General features: G+C 71.4%; 14 protein-coding genes. 12 read left to right on the forward strand and 2 right to left on the reverse strand.

From position 1 onward, the window contains the following. Positions 1-206: 206 nt before the first annotated feature. From ACIBF7_RS40755 to ACIBF7_RS40775, 5 genes are all read left to right on the forward strand, one after another. Positions 207-2,081: an NADH-quinone oxidoreductase subunit L gene (locus ACIBF7_RS40755; protein ID WP_397199513.1), complete on the forward strand. Its 1,875-nt coding sequence runs from the start codon at positions 207-209 to the stop codon at positions 2,079-2,081. A gap of 40 nt (positions 2,082-2,121) precedes the next feature. Next, positions 2,122-3,858 (forward strand): NuoM family protein, encoded by a 1,737-nt coding sequence (locus ACIBF7_RS40760; RefSeq protein ID WP_397199514.1) that lies wholly within the window; start codon positions 2,122-2,124, stop codon positions 3,856-3,858. Continuing rightward, positions 3,855-5,411: an NADH-quinone oxidoreductase subunit N gene (locus tag ACIBF7_RS40765; RefSeq protein ID WP_364232733.1), complete on the forward strand. Its 1,557-nt coding sequence runs from the start codon at positions 3,855-3,857 to the stop codon at positions 5,409-5,411. The genes ACIBF7_RS40760 and ACIBF7_RS40765 overlap by 4 nt, the downstream gene beginning before the upstream one ends. 105 nt (positions 5,412-5,516) lie before the next feature. Continuing rightward, positions 5,517-6,368 carry a zinc metalloprotease HtpX gene (gene htpX / locus ACIBF7_RS40770; RefSeq protein ID WP_148036488.1) on the forward strand — a complete coding sequence of 284 codons (852 nt, stop codon included), beginning with the start codon at positions 5,517-5,519 and terminating at the stop codon, positions 6,366-6,368. Between the two features lie 29 nt (positions 6,369-6,397). Next, the gene (locus ACIBF7_RS40775) at positions 6,398-7,891 is read left to right on the forward strand and encodes a hypothetical protein (RefSeq protein ID WP_397199515.1); all 1,494 of its coding nucleotides are present in this window, start codon (positions 6,398-6,400) and stop codon (positions 7,889-7,891) included. Here the strand turns inward: ACIBF7_RS40775 and ACIBF7_RS40780 are convergent. Next, positions 7,866-8,330 carry an NUDIX hydrolase gene (locus ACIBF7_RS40780; protein WP_246640505.1) on the reverse strand — a complete coding sequence of 155 codons (465 nt, stop codon included), beginning with the start codon at positions 8,328-8,330 and terminating at the stop codon, positions 7,866-7,868. The genes ACIBF7_RS40775 and ACIBF7_RS40780 overlap by 26 nt on opposite strands. 214 nt (positions 8,331-8,544) lie before the next feature. On the opposite strand from ACIBF7_RS40780, the gene ACIBF7_RS40785 reads away from it, so the two are divergent. From ACIBF7_RS40785 to ACIBF7_RS40805, 5 genes are read left to right on the forward strand one after another with little or no spacing between them, the layout of a single operon-like run. Beyond that, on the forward strand, positions 8,545-9,543 hold the full coding sequence (locus ACIBF7_RS40785; protein ID WP_271278330.1) for a PstS family phosphate ABC transporter substrate-binding protein: 999 nt from the start codon (positions 8,545-8,547) through the stop codon (positions 9,541-9,543). Continuing rightward, the gene (gene pstC / locus ACIBF7_RS40790; protein WP_219546869.1) at positions 9,544-10,482 is read left to right on the forward strand and encodes a phosphate ABC transporter permease subunit PstC; all 939 of its coding nucleotides are present in this window, start codon (positions 9,544-9,546) and stop codon (positions 10,480-10,482) included. Further along, complete coding sequence (gene pstA / locus ACIBF7_RS40795) at positions 10,482-11,372, forward strand: phosphate ABC transporter permease PstA (RefSeq protein ID WP_148036493.1); 891 nt, start codon at positions 10,482-10,484, stop codon at positions 11,370-11,372. The genes pstC and pstA overlap by 1 nt, the downstream gene beginning before the upstream one ends. A 34-nt stretch (positions 11,373-11,406) precedes the next feature. Continuing rightward, positions 11,407-12,234 carry a phosphate ABC transporter ATP-binding protein PstB gene (gene pstB, locus ACIBF7_RS40800; RefSeq protein WP_222709350.1) on the forward strand — a complete coding sequence of 276 codons (828 nt, stop codon included), beginning with the start codon at positions 11,407-11,409 and terminating at the stop codon, positions 12,232-12,234. Positions 12,235-12,256: 22 nt separating this feature from the next. Further along, complete coding sequence (locus ACIBF7_RS40805; protein WP_261809046.1) at positions 12,257-12,976, forward strand: response regulator transcription factor; 720 nt, start codon at positions 12,257-12,259, stop codon at positions 12,974-12,976. Here the strand turns inward: ACIBF7_RS40805 and ACIBF7_RS40810 are convergent. Beyond that, positions 12,952-13,524, reverse strand: a complete 573-nt coding sequence (locus ACIBF7_RS40810; protein ID WP_364232737.1) for a TetR/AcrR family transcriptional regulator — start codon at positions 13,522-13,524, stop codon at positions 12,952-12,954. The genes ACIBF7_RS40805 and ACIBF7_RS40810 overlap by 25 nt on opposite strands. Positions 13,525-13,618: 94 nt before the next feature. Here ACIBF7_RS40810 and ACIBF7_RS40815 point away from each other — a divergent pair, with 94 nt between their 5' ends. Both ACIBF7_RS40815 and ACIBF7_RS40820 read left to right on the forward strand, forming a co-directional pair. After that, positions 13,619-16,129: a molybdopterin-dependent oxidoreductase gene (locus ACIBF7_RS40815; protein ID WP_397199516.1), complete on the forward strand. Its 2,511-nt coding sequence runs from the start codon at positions 13,619-13,621 to the stop codon at positions 16,127-16,129. Beyond that, positions 16,126-17,007, forward strand: a complete 882-nt coding sequence (locus ACIBF7_RS40820) for an FAD binding domain-containing protein (protein ID WP_397199517.1) — start codon at positions 16,126-16,128, stop codon at positions 17,005-17,007. The genes ACIBF7_RS40815 and ACIBF7_RS40820 overlap by 4 nt, the downstream gene beginning before the upstream one ends. Positions 17,008-17,040 lie beyond the last annotated feature (33 nt).

Below are 17,040 nucleotides of genomic sequence, written 5' to 3' on the forward strand. Positions count from 1 at the left end.
GCCGGCGTCGCACCGCTCCGAAGCCCATCACGGAGTGCCGGCACCAGCAGCGCCCCCGACGCGAGCACGCCGGTGGGCCGAGGCGAGGGGCAGCCCGCTGAGGACGACTCGTCCACCCCGGAAGGGCAGTCCGATGAGGACGCCCCGTCCACCTCAGAGGGGCCGTCCGCTGAGGATGGGCGACATGTCAGGCGAGGGGGCGGGTCGTGACGAACTTTCCGCTGCTGACCGTGCTCCTGCCGTTCGCGGCCGCCGCCGCGGGTCTGCTGCTCTCCCGGCGCGGACGTGCGGAGGGCGCGAACACCAGGGCCGCCTGGATCGCGGTGATCCCGACAGCCGGCGCCGCCGTGCTCGCCGTCTGGCTGGCATGGGGTCAGGGGTTCGCGTTCCTGGAGGGCGGGCCGCGGCCGGCGCCCGTGGGCGCCACCTACGGCACCGTCGTCACCGGCAGCGTCCCGATCTCGCTCACCCTGCAGGCCGACGACCTGTCCGCCCTGCTCGGCGTGCTGGTCACGCTCGTGGCGCTGGCCGTCCAGGTCTACTCGATCGGGTATCTCAGAGACGACCCCCGCTACCCGTCCTACAGCGCCTTCGTCAGCCTGTTCACCGCGGCCATGCTGCTCGTGGTGTACGCGGGCGACCTCCTGGTCCTCTACGTGGGCTGGGAGATCATGGGTCTCTGCTCCTACCTGCTCATCGGCCACTGGTGGGAAGACCTGGGCAACTCCCGCGCCGCCGTCAAGGCGTTCCTGGTGACCCGGCTGGGCGACGTCGGCTTCCTGTTCGGCATCTTCGTGCTGGGCATCGGCGCGGGCAGCTTCCGCATCGCCGACGTGCTCTCCGCCGTGCCCCAGATGTCCTCCGGCACGCTGGTGGCCGCCACGCTGCTGCTGCTCGCCGGCGTCGCGGGCAAGAGCGCGCAGGTGCCGCTGCACACCTGGCTGCCCGACGCGATGGCGGGCCCGACGCCGATCAGCGCGCTGATCCACGCCGCGACCATGGTCGCCGCCGGCATCTTCATCGTCGCCCGGCTGTTCCCGGCCTTCACCGCCGCGGGGCCCACGATGGACGTGCTCGCGGTCATGGCCGCGCTCGGCATGCTCGGGGCCGCTCTGGCCGCGCTCGCCCAGGACGACCTGAAACGCGTCCTGGCGTACTCCACGGTCAGCCAGCTCGCCTACATGGCTGGCGGCCTCGCCGCGGGGTCCGACACGGCCGCGATCTTCCATCTGGTCACGCACGGCGCGTTCAAGGCGCTGCTGTTCCTCTGCGCCGGCCTGGTGATCCACCACGTCGGCGCCAACCTGATGAGCCAGATGGGCGGGCTCCGGCGCGACCTGCCCGTCACGTTCGCCGCGACCACGGTCGGCTTCGCCGCCCTCATGGGCCTGCCCCCGTCCAGCGGCTTCTTCAGCAAGGACGCGCTGCTCGTGGCCATGGAGGGCGCGCTGGCGGGCGGCCTCACGGACGCCGCCGCCCTCCTCCTGTACGGGTGCGCGCTCGCGACCGTCGCGGTCACCGGCGCGTACGCCACCAGAGCCTGGCTGCGCACGTTCTTCGGCCCGCCGCGGACGGTCGCGCTGCCGGAGCCCGAGCCCGGCACCGCGCACGTCATCGACACCCGCGAGGGTCCCCGCACCATGCTGGTGCCGGTCGCGCTTCTCTCGGTCCCGGCCCTGCTGCTCGGGTTCGCCGCCGAGCCGCACCTCGACCTGCCGGTCGCGGCCGTCAGCGTGGCCCTCGCGTTGCTCGGCGCGGGCGTGGTGTACGTCGCCTGGCGCGCCGATCCGCTGGCCGACCCTGCCCGGCTGCTGGGGGTGCTGCGGGTGCCGTGTGAGCGGGCGTTCTACGTCGACGGCCTCTACTCGGCGGTCGTGGTCAGACCGGTGCTGGCCCTGGCCAGAGGGGTTCTGCGGACCGACGACGTGGTGGTCGACGGCGCGGTGCGCGGCTCGGGCCGTGCCGCGCGCGGGCTCTCCGGCCTGCTGCGACTAGCCCAGAACGGCAACGTCCAGCTCTACCTGAGCGGCCTGCTGGCGGGGGTCCTCCTGATCGCGGTGGGGGCGGTGGTGTTGGCATGAGCGGCTGGCCGCTTGGCGTGGTGAGGGCGGTGGTGTTCGCATGAGCGGCTGGCTTTCCGTCGCGATGGTCGCGGTGCCGCTGCTGGGGGCGCTGCTGCTTCTGGTCGCGGCCGATGCGTTGCGTCCGGTGCTGCGCGTGTACGGCATGGCGGTGTCCGGTGTGACGCTGGGCCTGGCCGTGGTGATGGTCGCCATGTTCGACTACGGGCAGGCGGCGCGGCCGCAGTTCACCGTGGACGTGGCGTGGATTCCCGGGCTCGACCTCCGCTTCCAGCTCGGCGTGGACGGCATCTCGCTGCCGTTGGTCGCGCTGACGGCCTTGCTGACGTTCCTCTGTTTCGCCTATCTGGGCTGGGGCGGTGGCGCCGGGCCGGGCCAGCTCCTGCGTCCCAGGGCGGGCGGTGCGCGGCCGAGGGCGCTGGTGTTCACGCTGCTGGTGCTCGAAGTCGGCATGATCGGCACGTTCCTCGCCCTCGACCTGCTGCTGTTCTTCGTGTTCTTCGAGATCGTGCTCGTGCCGATGTACTTCCTGATCGCGATCTGGGGCGGCGAGAGGCGCAGGGCGGCGGCGATCAAGTTCATCCTCTACACGCTGCTCGGGTCCGTCGTGATGCTTCTCGGCCTGCTGCTCATCTGGGCGCAGGCGGGCACGCTGGACATCGTCGCCCTGGCCCAGGGCCACGGGGCGGGCATGAGCCGGGCGGTGCAGGTGGTGGCGTTCGTGGCGGTGGGGCTCGGGCTCGCGGTCAAGACGCCGATGTGGCCGCTGCACACCTGGCTGCCCGACGCCCACACCGAGGCGCCCACGGTCGGGTCCGTCCTGCTGGCCGGGGTGCTGCTGAAGATGGGCACCTACGGCTTCGCCAGGATCGCGATCCCGGTCCTGCCCGAGGGCGCGGCGGCCGTCGCGCCGTGGCTGGGGGCGCTCGCCGTGGTCGGCATCGTCTACGGCGCCCTGGCCTGTCTGGCGCAGCGCGACCTGAAGCGGATGATCGCCTACTCGTCGGTGGGGCACATGGGTTTCGTGCTGCTGGGCTTCGCCACGCTCACGCCCACGGGCATCAACGGCGCCCTGTTCGCGAACATCGCCCACGGTCTGATCACCGGCCTGCTGTTCTTCCTGGCCGGGGCGATCAAGGACCGCTACCACACGGCCGACATCCCCTCGTTGGGCGGTGGCATGCTGGCCACGCTGCCGCGTCTGGGCGCGGTCCTCACGTTCGCCGCCATCGCGTCGCTGGGGTTGCCGGGGCTGGCCGGGTTCTGGGGGGAGATGCTGGCGCTGTTCGGCGCCTTCCAACCGGCCGAGTCGCTGCCTCGCGGGCTGTTCCTCACCTTCATGGTCATCGGCGGCCTGGGCGCGGTGCTGACGGCGGCGTACTTCCTGGTCATGCTCTCCCGCGTCACCCACGGCGCCCCCGCGGCCGCCGGCGGGGCGGCGCCGGGCGGCGTGCCGGGGCCGGGCGCCGGGGGCGAAGGGGTCGTCGGCCGGCTGAGCGCGACGCTTCCCGAAGCGCCGGACGAGCGGCCGGTTCATCCGCTTCCGGAAGCGCGGGACGAGCGGCTGAGCGCGACGCTTCCTGAAGCGCCGGACGAGCGGCCGGTTCATGCGTTGCCCGCCGCCGCGGGACCCCCGGGGATGGCCGACATCCGGCGGCACGAGCTCGTCGCCTGGGTGCCGTTGATCGGGCTAATCCTGCTGTTCGGGCTCTGGCCCGGCCTGCTGCTCTCCCTCACCACACCGGCCGTGCAGATCCTGCTGGGAGCCCTGCCATGATCCAGCAGATCGACTACTTCGCGATCGCCGCGCCGCTGACCCTGGCGCTGGTCGCCGGGCTGGTGCTGCTGCTCGACGCCTTCCTGCCCGCCGGGCCGAGGGTCACGGCCGGGCTCGGGGCCGTCACGCTCGGCGGCGTCATGGTGGCGCTGGGCTTCGTGGCGGCGCAGGCGTTCACGGGCCGCACCCTGCCGACGTTCTGCGTGCCCGAGCGGCTCAGTGACGGCGACCCGGGGCTCTGCTCGTTCGTGGTGGACCGGTTCACGCTGGTGATCGCCGGGCTCGTGCTGGTGGCGGCCGTGGTGATCGTGCTGATGTCGATGACCGAGCTGGCCGGCGGCGGCATCCCGGTCGGGGAGTGGTACTTCCTGCTGCTCTGCACGCTGGTCGGCGCGGTGACGCTGCCCGCCGCCCGCGACCTGATCATGCTGGTGGTGGCGCTGGAGCTGGTGTCGCTCCCCGTCTTCGCGCTGACCGCGCTGAAGCGGTACGACGGCCGCGCCTCCGAGGCCGCGGTCAAGCTCTTCGTCGTGTCGGTGGTCTCGACGGCCGTGATGCTGTTCGGGGTGTCCCTGCTGTACGGGGTCGGCGGCACGGTGTTCCTGTCCCGGCTGGCGGAGGTGCTCAGCGGCACGGCCCCGGCTCCCGGCTGGCCGGAGGGCTCGGCGTCGCTCGTGGCAGCGGAGCACGGGCTGCCGGGGGTGGTGACGGTCGGGATCGTGCTCGTCGTGGCGGGCTTCGCCTTCAAGATCGCGGCAGTGCCGTTCCACGCCTGGGCCGCCGACGTCTACCAGGGCGCGCCCATCCCGGTGGCGGCGCTGCTCTCGGTGATCTCCAAGGCGGCCGGGTTCGCCGGGCTCATCCTCGTCCTGGTCCTCGCCATGCCCGGGCAGGCGGCCACCTGGACCCCGGTCGTCGCCATCGTCGCGGCGCTCACCATGACGGCGGGCAACCTGCTGGCGATGCGGCAGCGCTCCGCCGTACGGCTGCTGGCCTGGTCGTCGGTGGCGCAGTCGGGCTACATCCTGGCGCCGCTGGCCGTGGCGTTCCAGGGTTCCGGGGCCCGGAGCTGGGGGGCGAGCGCGGTCGGGGCGTCCGTGGCCTACCTGGTCATCTACGCGGCGATGAACCTGGGCGCGTTCGCGGTGGTCATGCTCGTCTCGCGGACCGCCGCCCGCAACGAGCTGGCCGACTACCGGGGCCTGGTGTTCCGCCGGCCGGCGGCGGGGCTGGCGCTGGCGTTCTGCCTGATCTGCCTGGCCGGGCTGCCGCCGGGGCTGGCGGGGCTGTTCGCCAAGGTGGTGGTGTTCCGGGAGATCGTCCACGGCGGGGCCGCCTGGCTGGCCGTGGTCATGGCGGTCAACACGGTGATCGGGCTCTACTACTACGTCGTCTGGGCGGCCCGGCTGTTCGCCCCCGAGCCGGGCCCGGCGCCCGCCGCGCGCCGGGTGTTCCCGGCGGTGTGGGCGGCGACGGGTCTCGCGGTGGCGGCGGCGGTGCTGTTCTCGGTGGCGCCCCAGCTCGTCCTCGATCTGACCCTTCTGTCGGAGTAGTCCGTACGAATCGTCGCTCTACGCCCAGGCTTGTGCACTGCGGGGAACGTTGGGGCAGGGGATCGTCGTTGTACTGGTTGCACCCGGACCACGAAGGGGGGAACCTTGCACCACAACGGTCTGCGCACCGCGCTCCTGCTCGGGGGCCTGTCCGCGTCGATCATCGCCTTGGGCTGGTGGTTGGGTGGCGGCACCGGTCTGCAGATCGCGTTCCTGCTCGCTCTCGCGACGAACGGCTTCGCCTACTTCTTCTCCGATCGCATCGCGCTGTCGGCGATGCGCGCGCGGCCGGTCAGCGAGGTCGAGCAGCCCACGCTCTTCCGGATCGTGCGCGAGCTCTCCACCGAGGCCCGCCAGCCGATGCCTCGCCTCTACATCTCGCCGACGGTGCAGCCGAACGCGTTCGCCACCGGTCGCAGCCCCCGCCAGGCCGCGGTGTGCGTCACGTACGGGCTGACCCAGCTCCTGAACGAGCGCGAGCTGCGCGGCGTCATCGGGCACGAGCTGTCCCACGTGTACAACCGCGACATCCTCGTCTCCTCGGTGGCCGGGGCGCTCGCCACCATGATCACCTGGATCAGCTACGTGGCGGTGTTCTTCGGCGGATCCGACGACGACGAGGGCCCCGGCTTCCTGGGGGCGCTGCTCATGATGCTGCTCGGCCCGGTCGCCGCCGGGATGATCCAGATGGCGATCTCCCGTACCCGCGAATACCAGGCGGACGAGTCCGGAGCCATGCTGACCGGTGATCCGCTGGCGCTCGCCTCGGCCCTGCGCAAGATCGAGATGGGCGCGCGGCGGCTGCCGCTGCCGGAGAACAGCCGCCTCACCTCCGCCTCCCACATGATGATCGCCAACCCGTTCAGCGGCGCCGGTCTGGGCCGCCTGTTCTCCACGCACCCGCCCACCTCCGAGCGCGTGGCCAGGCTGGAGCGGATGGCCGGCTACCGGCGCTGACCGGACACGGAAGGGCGAGAATCGACGGCATGGCGCGATCTTTACGCTTGACCAAGGCCGAGCGAAGAGTGTGGAACGCCTTCCCGACCGGGGAGATGGTGGAGTTCGCCGACGTCAAGCCGGGCGCGACCCGTACCGCGGGGGTGAACGCGCCCAAGGACGGCGTCACGTGGGGGCCCGAGCGCACCGTCCGGGCGGAAGTGATCGCGAAGCTGCTGCTCGGCGCCCGTGAGGCGGGCGCCGGCGCGGTCCCGGCGGTGCGCGTGAGCGGCGCCAGGATCACCGGCGCCCTGCAGATCTTCGGCGGTACGGTCGAGCACGAGCTGGTGCTCAGCGGCTGCCACCTGGAAGGGCCGGTCAGGCTCACGGACTGCCGGACGCGCACCGTACGGCTGACCGACTGCCGGCTGTCGTCGTTCGGCGGCGTCGGCATGCGGGTCGAGGGGCACCTGAGCCTGTCGGGCTCGCACGTCACCGGGCCGGTGCAGGTGATGCGCGCCCAGTTCGCGACCGGCCTGTGGCTCGCCGGCACCAAGGTGGAGCACCCTCACGAGACCGAGCCGGCGCTGCAGGGCACCGCAATGATCGTCGACTCGGTCGCCTACCTCGGCAACGCCGACATCACCGGCATGACGCGGCTGGCCGGCGCCCGGCTGAACGGCGGGCTCTCCCTGACGGGGGCGAAGCTCCGCAACCCGGGCAGGCTCGCGCTCGACGCCGACGGCATGGTCGTCGAGGAAGCGCTCCGGTGCACCGGCGACTTCCTGTCGCTGGGCTGCGTGCGGCTGCGCGGGTCACGGGTGAACGGCCTGCTCGCGATCAGGGGCGTCATCCGCAGCCCCGACACCCCGTACGCGCTGCACGCGAGCCACATGGAGGTCCGCGAGTTCTACCTCAAACCGGACGAGCCGATCGACGGCGTGGTGACGCTGGCCCACTCGACCGTCGGCACGCTGCAGGACTCGCCCGACACCTGGCCGGAGAGGCTGCGCCTGAACGGCCTGACGTACGAGCGGCTGCGCGGCAGCGGCGTCGCCCGGCGGATCGACTGGGTGAGCCGCGACCCGGAAGGATTCCGGCCGCAACCGTACGAACAGCTCGTGGCGTGGTACCGCCGTGACGGCAACGAGGCGCTGGCCCGCCGTGCCCAACTGGCCAAGCTGCGCAACCGGCGGCGCACGGAAGGGCTGGGCGGCCGGCTGTGGGGGCGGCTGCTCGACTTCACCGTCGGCTACGGTTACCGCCCCTGGCTGGCGGCGGTGTGGTTCGGGATCCTGCTGGTGATCGGCACGGTCGTGTTCGGGCTGAACCCGCCGCGGGCCGTCAAACCGGAGGAGGCTCCCGGCTTCGACCCGTTCGCCTACACCTTCGACCTGCTGCTGCCGTGGTCGGCGTTCGGGCAGCGGGACATGTTCGACCCGGCCGGCTGGACGCAGGCGCTCGCGTACGGGCTGGTCGTGGCGGGGTGGATCCTGGCGACGGCGCTGATCGCGGGTGCTACGCGGGTGCTGCGCCCGACGTGATCGCGCGCAGGATCGCCGCCATGTCCGCCGGGAAGATCACCTCGTCGGTCGTCTCCAGCTCCTCGACGCCCCACCAGCGGTGGCCGATCGTGGTGTCCTTCTCGATCTGCTCCATGTGCTCGAACGACACCGCCGCCCGCCCGACGCGCACGGCGAAGAACGTCTGGTCCTGGACGATCGCGTACTGGGCCCAGGAGAACTCGATGGTGCCGGTGCCGTAGGGCCCGGTGAACGCGTCGGCCGGCGCCCGGATGCCGACCTCCTCGAACAGCTCCCGCGCGGCGGCCTCCCGCAGGCTCTCCTCGCCCTCCACCGCGCCGCCGATCGTGAACCAGAACGGCTGGTCGGGGCGGACCGGGTCGAACCCGTTGAGCAGCAGGACGCGGCCCAGATCGTCGATCGGCAGGGCGCGCGCGGTGTAACGGCGCAGGGGGATCATCGTCACGTCTATGAAGCTTACGCCGGGTCAGGGCCATGAAGGGGCAATGAACCCGGGATGACGCCCAGGTGAGCGTGTATCTCTGGCCAAGGGTTCACGCGCTTCGATACACGCTTTCCGGTTGTGGTCATGGCCTGTTCTCCGTCTGTTCACTTTGGACCGGTTCTATCGAAGTGCATCGACTACGGATCTCATACGGAGAAGGACGCACACCGTGACCAGTGGACAGCGCCGCCTCAGCGCGGCGGCGACGGCCGCCATCGTCGTGGCCCTTTCCGCCGCATGTGGCGGCACCAACACCACTCCGCCCGCCGGTGAAGGAACCGCGAGCGCGAACGCCAGCCAGGCAGCGGGCGGCGAACTGTCCGGCCAGGTCAAGGCGGACGGCTCCAGCACGGTGGCGCCGCTGACCAGCGCGGCGGCCGAGTTCTTCGCCGAGGAGCAGCCCAAGATCAACGTGACCGTCGGCACCTCCGGCACGGGCGGCGGCTTCGAGAAGTTCTGCAACGGCGAGACCGACATCTCCAACGGCTCCCGCCCGATCAAGGACGAGGAGAAGGCCGCCTGCGACGCCAAGGGCGTCAAGTACGCGGAGCTCACGGTCGCCACCGACGCCCTCACCGTCGTGGTGAACAAGGAGAACACCTGGGCGAGCTGCCTCACCACCGACCAGCTCAAGAAGATGTGGGAGCCGGGCGCCGAGGGCAAGATCACCAGCTGGAAGCAGGTCGACGCCAAGTTCCCCGACGAGCCGCTGAAGCTGTTCGGCCCGGGCACCGACTCCGGCACCTTCGACTACTTCACCGACGAGATCAACGGTGAGGAAGGCGCCAGCCGCAAGGACTACAGCCCCAGCGAGGACGACAACATCATCGTCCAGGGCGTCACCGGCACCAAGGGCGGGCTGGGCTACTTCGGCTTCACCTACTTCGAGGAGAACGCCGACAAGCTGAAGGCCGTCGAGATCGACTCCGGCAACGGCTGCGTCGCGCCGAGCTCCGAGAACGCCCAGAACGGCACCTACACCCCGCTGGCCCGGCCGCTGTTCCTCTACCCGTCGGTCGAGTCCGCCAAGCGCCCCGAGGTCGCGGCCTTCCTCGACTTCTACGTCGCCAACATCGCCAAGATCGCGACGGACGCCAAGTACATCCCGCTCAACTCCGAGCAGGAGGCCAAGCTCAAGAGTGACCTCGACACTCTGAAGCAGGGCTAGATGGCCGCGCGACACTCGGCGACCGCGTCAGGGGCACCCTCGTCCCTGGCGCGGTCGCGCCCGCGTTACGGCGAGGCGCTCATCAAGGCGGTCCTCATGCTGGCCGCCCTCGTGTCCATCGCGACCACGATCGGCATCGTGGTGTCGCTGCTGGAGCCGACTCTCCGGTTCTTCACCGAGGTCAGCGCGCTCGAGTTCTTCACCTCCACCAACTGGGGGCCGCTGTTCGAGCCTCCGACCTACGGCGTGCTGCCCCTGGTGAGCGCGACGCTCATCACGACGGGGATCGCGGTGGTGGTGGCCGTGCCGCTGGGGCTGGCCGCCGCCATCTACCTGTCCGAGTACGCCAGGCCGCGCGTCAGGAAGTTCTGCAAGCCCGCGCTCGAGGTGCTGGCCGGCATCCCGACCGTGGTCTTCGGGTTCTTCGCGCTGAGCTTCATCACCCCGCTGCTGCGGGGCGTTCTGCCGTTCGAGATCGAGATCTTCAACGCGCTGAGCGCGGGGCTCGTGGTCGGATTCATGATCATCCCGATCGTCGCCTCGCTCTCCGAGGACGCGATGGCCGCCGTCCCGGCCGGGCTGCGCGAGGGCTCGTACGCGCTCGGCGCCTCCAAGATGGTCACCTCGCTCCGCGTGGTGCTGCCCGCGGCCTTCTCCGGCATCGTGGCGGCCGTCATCCTCGCGATCTCGCGGGGCGCCGGCGAAACGATGATCGTCTACATGGCGGGTGGCGGTCAGCCGAACTTCACCCTCGACATCGGCAAGGCGATGCAGACCATGGCCGCGTTCATCGCCCAGGCGGGATCGGGTGACGTGCCGGTCGGCACCGTCGACTACAACACGATCTTCGCGGTGGGCTCGCTGCTGTTCGTGATGACGTTCCTGATGAACCTCGTCAGCGCCCGCCTGGTGCGCAAGTTCCGTGAGGTGTACGAATAATGGCCGTCCTCTCCACCCCGCGCTCGGCCGTGCAACTGGCGGGCAAGGGGCAGCCGGTCCGGGAGCACCTGTTCAGGATCGCCCTGATCTCCAGCCTGGCGATCGCGTTCATCTTCCTGGCCGCGCTGCTCACCTACGTGCTCGTCGAAGGCTGGCCGAGGCTCGACTCCCGCCTGTGGGAGAACATGCCGTCGATCCGCGACCCCGAGATCGCCGGCGCGCAGTCCGCCATCACCGGCACGCTCTGGGTGATCTCGCTGACCGCGCTCTTCACCATTCCCACGGGCATCGCGGCCGCGATCTACCTGGAGGAGTACGCGGACAAGTCCCGCTGGTGGAACCGGGTCATCGAGCTGAACATCCAGAACCTCGCCTCGGTGCCGTCGATCGTCTACGGCATCCTGGGGCTCGGCATCATCGCCCGCGCCCTGGCCCTGGGATTCAGCGTCATCACCGCGTCGATCACGCTGGGCCTGCTGGTGCTCCCCGTCGTGATCATCGCCTCGCGCGAGGCGATCCGCGCGGTCCCGCCGTCCATCCGTGAAGGCTCGCTCGCCCTGGGCGCGACGCAGTGGCAGACGATCTCCCGCCAGGTGCTGCCCGCGGCGATCCCCGGCATCGCCACCGGCTCCATCCTGGCGCTCTCCCGGGCGATCGGCGAGGCGGCCCCGCTGCTGATGCTGGGCGCGGTGTCCTTCATCCGCTTCAACCCGGACGGCGTCTTCGCCAGCTACACGGTCCTGCCGATCCAGATCTTCAACTGGATCTCCCAGTCGCGCGAAGGGTTCCACTACCTGGCCGCCGCGGCGATCGTGATCCTCCTCGCGATCCTGCTGCTGATGAACTCCGCCGCCATCTGGCTTCGTAACCGCTACCAGAAGCGCTGGTGAGGGAAGAAACATGAGCGAGACAGAGACGACAACCATGAAGAACATCGCGGTCAACGCCCCCGGCGCCCCCCGTACCATCGAATCCCTCGACCCGGTCTTCACCGTGTCGGGTCTCAGTGTTTTCTACGGCGAGTACGAGGCCGTCCGCGGCGTCGACATGATCATCGGCAATCGTGAGATCACTGCCATGATCGGCCCGTCCGGCTGCGGCAAGAGCACCGTGCTGCGCTGCTTCAACCGGATGAACGACCTCATCCCCGGCGCCCGCGCCGAAGGCAAGATCCTCTACCACGACGAGGACCTCTACGGCGACCACGTCGACCCGATCGAGGTCCGGCGGCGCATCGGCATGGTGTTCCAGAAGCCGAACCCGTTCCCCAAGTCCATCTACGACAACATCGCCTACGGCCCCCGCGTCAACGGCCTGAAGGGCAAGATGGACGACCTCGTCGAGGAGGCGCTCACCCGGGCGGCCCTGTGGGACGAGGTCAAGGACAAGCTGAAGCAGAACGCGCTGTCCCTCTCCGGCGGCCAGCAGCAGCGGCTGTGCATCGCGCGGGCGATCGCGGTCAAGCCCGAGGTGATCCTCATGGACGAGCCCTGCTCCGCGCTCGACCCGATCGCCACCACCAAGATCGAAGACCTGATGCAGGAGCTGGCGCGCGACTACACGATCGTCATCGTCACGCACAACATGCAGCAGGCCGCCCGCGTCTCCCACCGCACCGCGTTCTTCACCGCGGAGGTGGACGACAAGGGCGAGCGGCACGGCCGCCTGGTGGAGTTCGACGAGACCAGCCGCATCTTCACGAACCCGACCGACAAGCGCACCGAGGATTACATCACCGGTCGCTTCGGGTGACCCGACTCAGAGGAGGACCCGGGTGATCCAGCCGCAGGCGACGCTCGGCGGGGGCGCGCGGGCGGGGGCGCCTTCGGTGCCGCTGCTGCTGGTGGCCGACCCCGACTCGGCCGGGGTCGAGGTGCTCGCGGCGGCCCTGGCCCGCGAGGGCGTGGAGGTCACGGGCGTGGCCGACGGCGCCCAGGCGCTCATCCAGACGGGAGCGCTGCGCCCGGACGTGGTGCTGGTGAGCGCGTCGCTGCCGCTCATCAGCGCCGTGGACTTCGTCAGGGCCATCCGCATCAGCCATCCGATGCCGGTGCTCCTCGGCATCGGGGAGGGGCACGCGGAGCTGGCCGTGCAGGCGCTCACGGCGGGGGCGACCGCCTGTGTGGCCATGCCGTACCGGCTGCACGAGCTGCTGCCCCTGATCCAGGCGACGGCGGCGGGCGAGGCCGGCCGGCTCATCGCCGTGGGCGACGTGGAGCTCGACGCCGACGCCTACCAGGTGAAGGTCGCCGGCCGGGTCGTCCACCTGCCGCTGCGCGAGTTCGAGCTGCTCCACTACCTGATGCGCAACCTCGACAGGACCGTCACCCGCGAGCAGATCATGCGGCACGTCTGGCACGCCTCGGGGGACAACATCGCCACCAACACGATCGCGGTGCACGTCAAGCGCCTGCGCGCCCGTCTCGGCGACACCGACGACACGCTCATCCAGACCGTCAGGGGAGTCGGCTACCGCCTGGTGGCCCCCGGCTGAGCACCGGACCGGCCGACGCCCCTGATGATGATGTCGATGACGTCCTCCAGGCTGATCGCCTTGTGCGCGAGGTGGCCCGCCGTCGCCAGCTCGGCGAGGCCGTGGGCGGTGGACATCAGGGCCATCATCGTGGCCTTGTTGACCGGCCCGTGGTCGGTGATGTCGAGGCTGAGCGCGGTCATCACCTCGTCGAGCGCCTTCTCCATCTCCGGATGGTCGCCGGCGGAGAACGCCGAGGCGAAGACGAGCCGGTATTCCTCGCGATGCGCCACGGCGTACTCGACGTAGCTGCCGTAGAAGGCCTGGAGCCGCTCCTGACGGCCGGCGTGGCGCAGGACGGCGGCGGCGACGTGAGTGCTGAGGTCGGTGATGACCCGGGCGGCGAGGGCCGCCAGCAGGGCGGTCTTGTCGGTGAAGTGCCGGTAGGGGGCCATCCGCGACAGACCGGCCAGCTCGCCGACCGCACGCAACGTCACGGCGTCGAGGCCCTCCTCGCGCAGCAGGCTCAGCGCGCTCTCGATCAGCCGCTTCCTGGTGTCGTCCACCATGCGTCCACCCTCTCACGACCTCCCATGTTGACAACGTCAGCGATGGTAGCTGACACTGTCAACATCCGATGTTGACGGCGTCAGCAGGAGTGACATGAAAATCACCATAAACGGCGTGCCCACCGAGGCGGACGCCGGCCCGGACGACGTGGTCGTCGACGTCCTACGCGACGGCCTGGGCCTCACCGGGGCCAAAGCGGTCTGCCGTACCGGAGTCTGCGGAGCGTGCACGATCAAGGTGGACGGAACCCCGCAGGTGAGCTGCCTGCTCCCGGCCACCGCGGTGGAGGGACGGGCCGTCGTCACGGCCGAAGGGCTCGACCATCCCGTGCAGAGGGCGTTCATGGCCCATGACGGGCTGCAGTGCGGCTACTGCACGCCCGGCTTCGTGGTGGAGGCCGCCGCCTTCGTCGACGCCTGGCGCGAAGAGCACGGCGACGTCGCGCCGCCGCGCGAGCGGATCGCCGCCGCCATGGCCGGTCATCTGTGCCGCTGCGGAGCGTACGCGGGGATCTACGCCGCGATCGAGGCCGCGTGCCGGGGCGAGCACGACTCCGGCACCCCGACGCCCGCCCGGGTCGAGGCCGTCGAGAAGGTCACCGGCCGCGCCCGCTACACCACCGACATCCGGCACGACGGCCAGTGGGAAGGCGTGATCATCCGTTCGACCCGGGCGCACGCGCTGGTCACCTCGGTCGACGTGGACGGGACCACGGTCGACCTGCTCCCGCCCGACCGCATCGTCCGCTACGCCGGCCAGCCGATCGCCGCCGTCGCCGCGCCCACGCGCCGCGAGGCGCTGGCCGTCGCGGAGGCCGCCAGGATCGGCTACGAGCCGCTCCCCGCCGCGCTCGACGACACGCCCGGCGCCCCGCCGGTCTACGACGAGCGGACCAGGAAGAAGGCCCCGTCCTCCGGGGAAGGGCTCACGCTGCCCGGCGGCTGGAACGGCAACGTGCACGGCCCGTTCACCGGGGCGAGCCGGCGCGGCGGCACCGCGGTGAAACGGATCGAGGCCGCCCGCCGGCGCGCCGACCCGCTCCTGGTCACCGGGACGTACACCACCGCCGTGCAGGTCCACACGCCGCTGGAGCCGCACGCGTGCGTGGCTCGATGGGACGAGCGGGGAGACCTCCACCTGCACCTGTCCACCCAGACGGTGGCCATGGCCGCCGAGCGGGCGGCCAAGCGCTGGAAGCTCGACGCGAACCGGGTCCACGTCGTCGCCGAGCACGTCGGCGGCGGCTTCGGGGCCAAGGCGGGGATCACCGTGGAGACGGTCGCCGCGGTCGAGCTCGCCCGCGCCTGCCGGGCCCCCGTACGCGTCGTGCTCAGCCGCGCCGAGGAGCTCACCGACGCCGGCAACCGGCCGGGCACCCGGGCCGGGATCGCCCTGCTCGCCGACGAGAAGGGCGATCTGTCGGCCCTCGCCGTGGACGTGCACGGCCGCGGCGGCGTGTCCGTCGGATCCGCCGTCGCCCTGCACGCCCGCCTCGTGTACGGCACCGCGCCCCGGCGGCTGCGCGACTTCGACGTCGTCACGAACGAACCGCCCGGCACGCCGTTCCGCGGCCCCGGCGCCCCGCCCCTGCTGTGGGCCCTGGAGCAGGCCGTCGACGAGATGGCCCACCGCCTGGAGGAGGACCCGATCGCGCTGCGCCGCCGCTGGGACGGCAACCCGAAGCGCCGCGCGCTCTACGAACGGGCGGCGGAGCTGCCCCTCTGGCGGGACAGGCCGCGCACCGGATCGCAGACGGGCCGCCACCGCCGCGGCGTCGGCGTGGCCGCCGCCAACTGGTTCTACGCGGTCAGCCCCGGCACCGAGGTCGAGCTGGAGGTCGAGGACGACGTGGTGGTCGCCCGCACCGCCACGCAGGACATCGGGACCGGCATCCGCAGCGTCATCGCCGGCATCCTGCGCGAGGAGCTCGGCCTGCCCGCCGACCGGATCCGCGTCGAGATCGGCCGATCCGGCACCGTGCCGGGACCGGCGTCCCTGGGCAGCCGCACCACCACCTCGGTGGCCCCCGCCGCACGCGACGCGGCCCGCCGCCTGCGGGCCCAGGGCATGACTCCCGGCACCAAGGTGGTCGGCAAGCGGCGGCGCGACCGGGGCGGCTACGTGACCCCGTTCGCAGTGCAGGGCATGGCGATCGGCCGCGGATTCAGCGGCGCCGTCCACGTCACCGAAGTGGAGGTCGACACCCGCATGGGCACGGTCAGGCCGCTGCGCGTCTGGGGCGGCATCGCGACCGGCCACATCTACGCCGACAGACCGGCCCGCAACCAGTGCGAGGGCGGCATCATCCAGGGCATCGGCTACGCCCTGTACGAGGAACGCCACGTCGACCCCACCACCGGAACCGTCCTCACCGCGAACCTGGAGGACTACCGCATCCCCGGCATCGGCGACACCCCGGAGATGACCATCCACTTCCACCAGGACGGCTGGGACCACGTCAACGGCCGCGGCGTCGGCCTGGGCGAGGTCTCCACGATCGGCGTGGCCGCCTCCGTCGCCAACGCCGTGCACAACGCCACCGGCTGGCGCCCCCACGACCTGCCCATCCGCCCCGACCGGCTCCTCGAAGGGATCAGAGCGTGACCATCTTTGAGAACCCGCCGCACGGCCGGCTCCGCGCGGGCGGCACCGACCTGATGAGCCTGCCGGGCACCGGACCGTACGTGGACCTGCGGGATCTGCCGGGGCCGTCGGGCGTGACCTGGCAGCCGGACGGCTCCGCCCACATCGGCGCGCTGACCACGATCGCCGAGATCGCCCGCGACGAACGGCTCCGCGCCGCCTACCCCGCGCTGACCCTCACCGCGGGAGCGCTGGCCACACCCCAGATCCGCGCCGTGGCCACCATCGGCGGCAACCTGCTCCAGCGCAACCGCTGCTCGTACTTCCGCAACCCGGCCTTCTCCTGCCACCAGAACGGCGGCGACTCCTGCCCCGCCCGCGACGGGCTCAGCCTCTACTCCGCGGTGATCGACACCAGCCCGTGCGTCGCCCCCCATCCGTCGTCGATGGCGATGGCGCTGCTGGTCTACGCCGCCGAGGTGGAGGTGCACGGGAGGAGCCCCTTCCCGGTCGGCTCCCTGTACGGATCCGACCCGACGCGTGACCATCTGCTCGACCCCGGGGAAATCCTCCTGGCGGTCCACCTGCCGCCGCCCGTGGCCGGCGAACGGGCCGCGTACCACCGCGCCACCAGCCGGTCCGAGGCCGAGTGGCCGCTGGTGGAGGCCGTGGCACGGGTGACGCCTGACGGTGCGGCGGCAGTGAGCGTCGGGGGCGTCGCCCGCGTCCCGTTGCGGCTGCCGGAGGTGGAACAGGCTCTCGCCGCGGGGGAGCCCATGGAGGTGGCGGCCGGGCGGGCCGCTTCCCGGTGCGCGCCGACGGCCTCGAACGGGTACAAGGTCACGCTGCTGACGGCCACGGTGCTGGAGGTGCTGGAACAGGCCACGGCGGCGACCTGACCAGAGGTCTTCTCACTGCTCAGCGCGGTCGGC

It is taken from the genome of Nonomuraea sp. NPDC050478, from assembly GCF_044458265.1.
GTDB classification, from domain to species: Bacteria; Actinomycetota; Actinomycetes; order Streptosporangiales; family Streptosporangiaceae; genus Nonomuraea; species Nonomuraea ferruginea.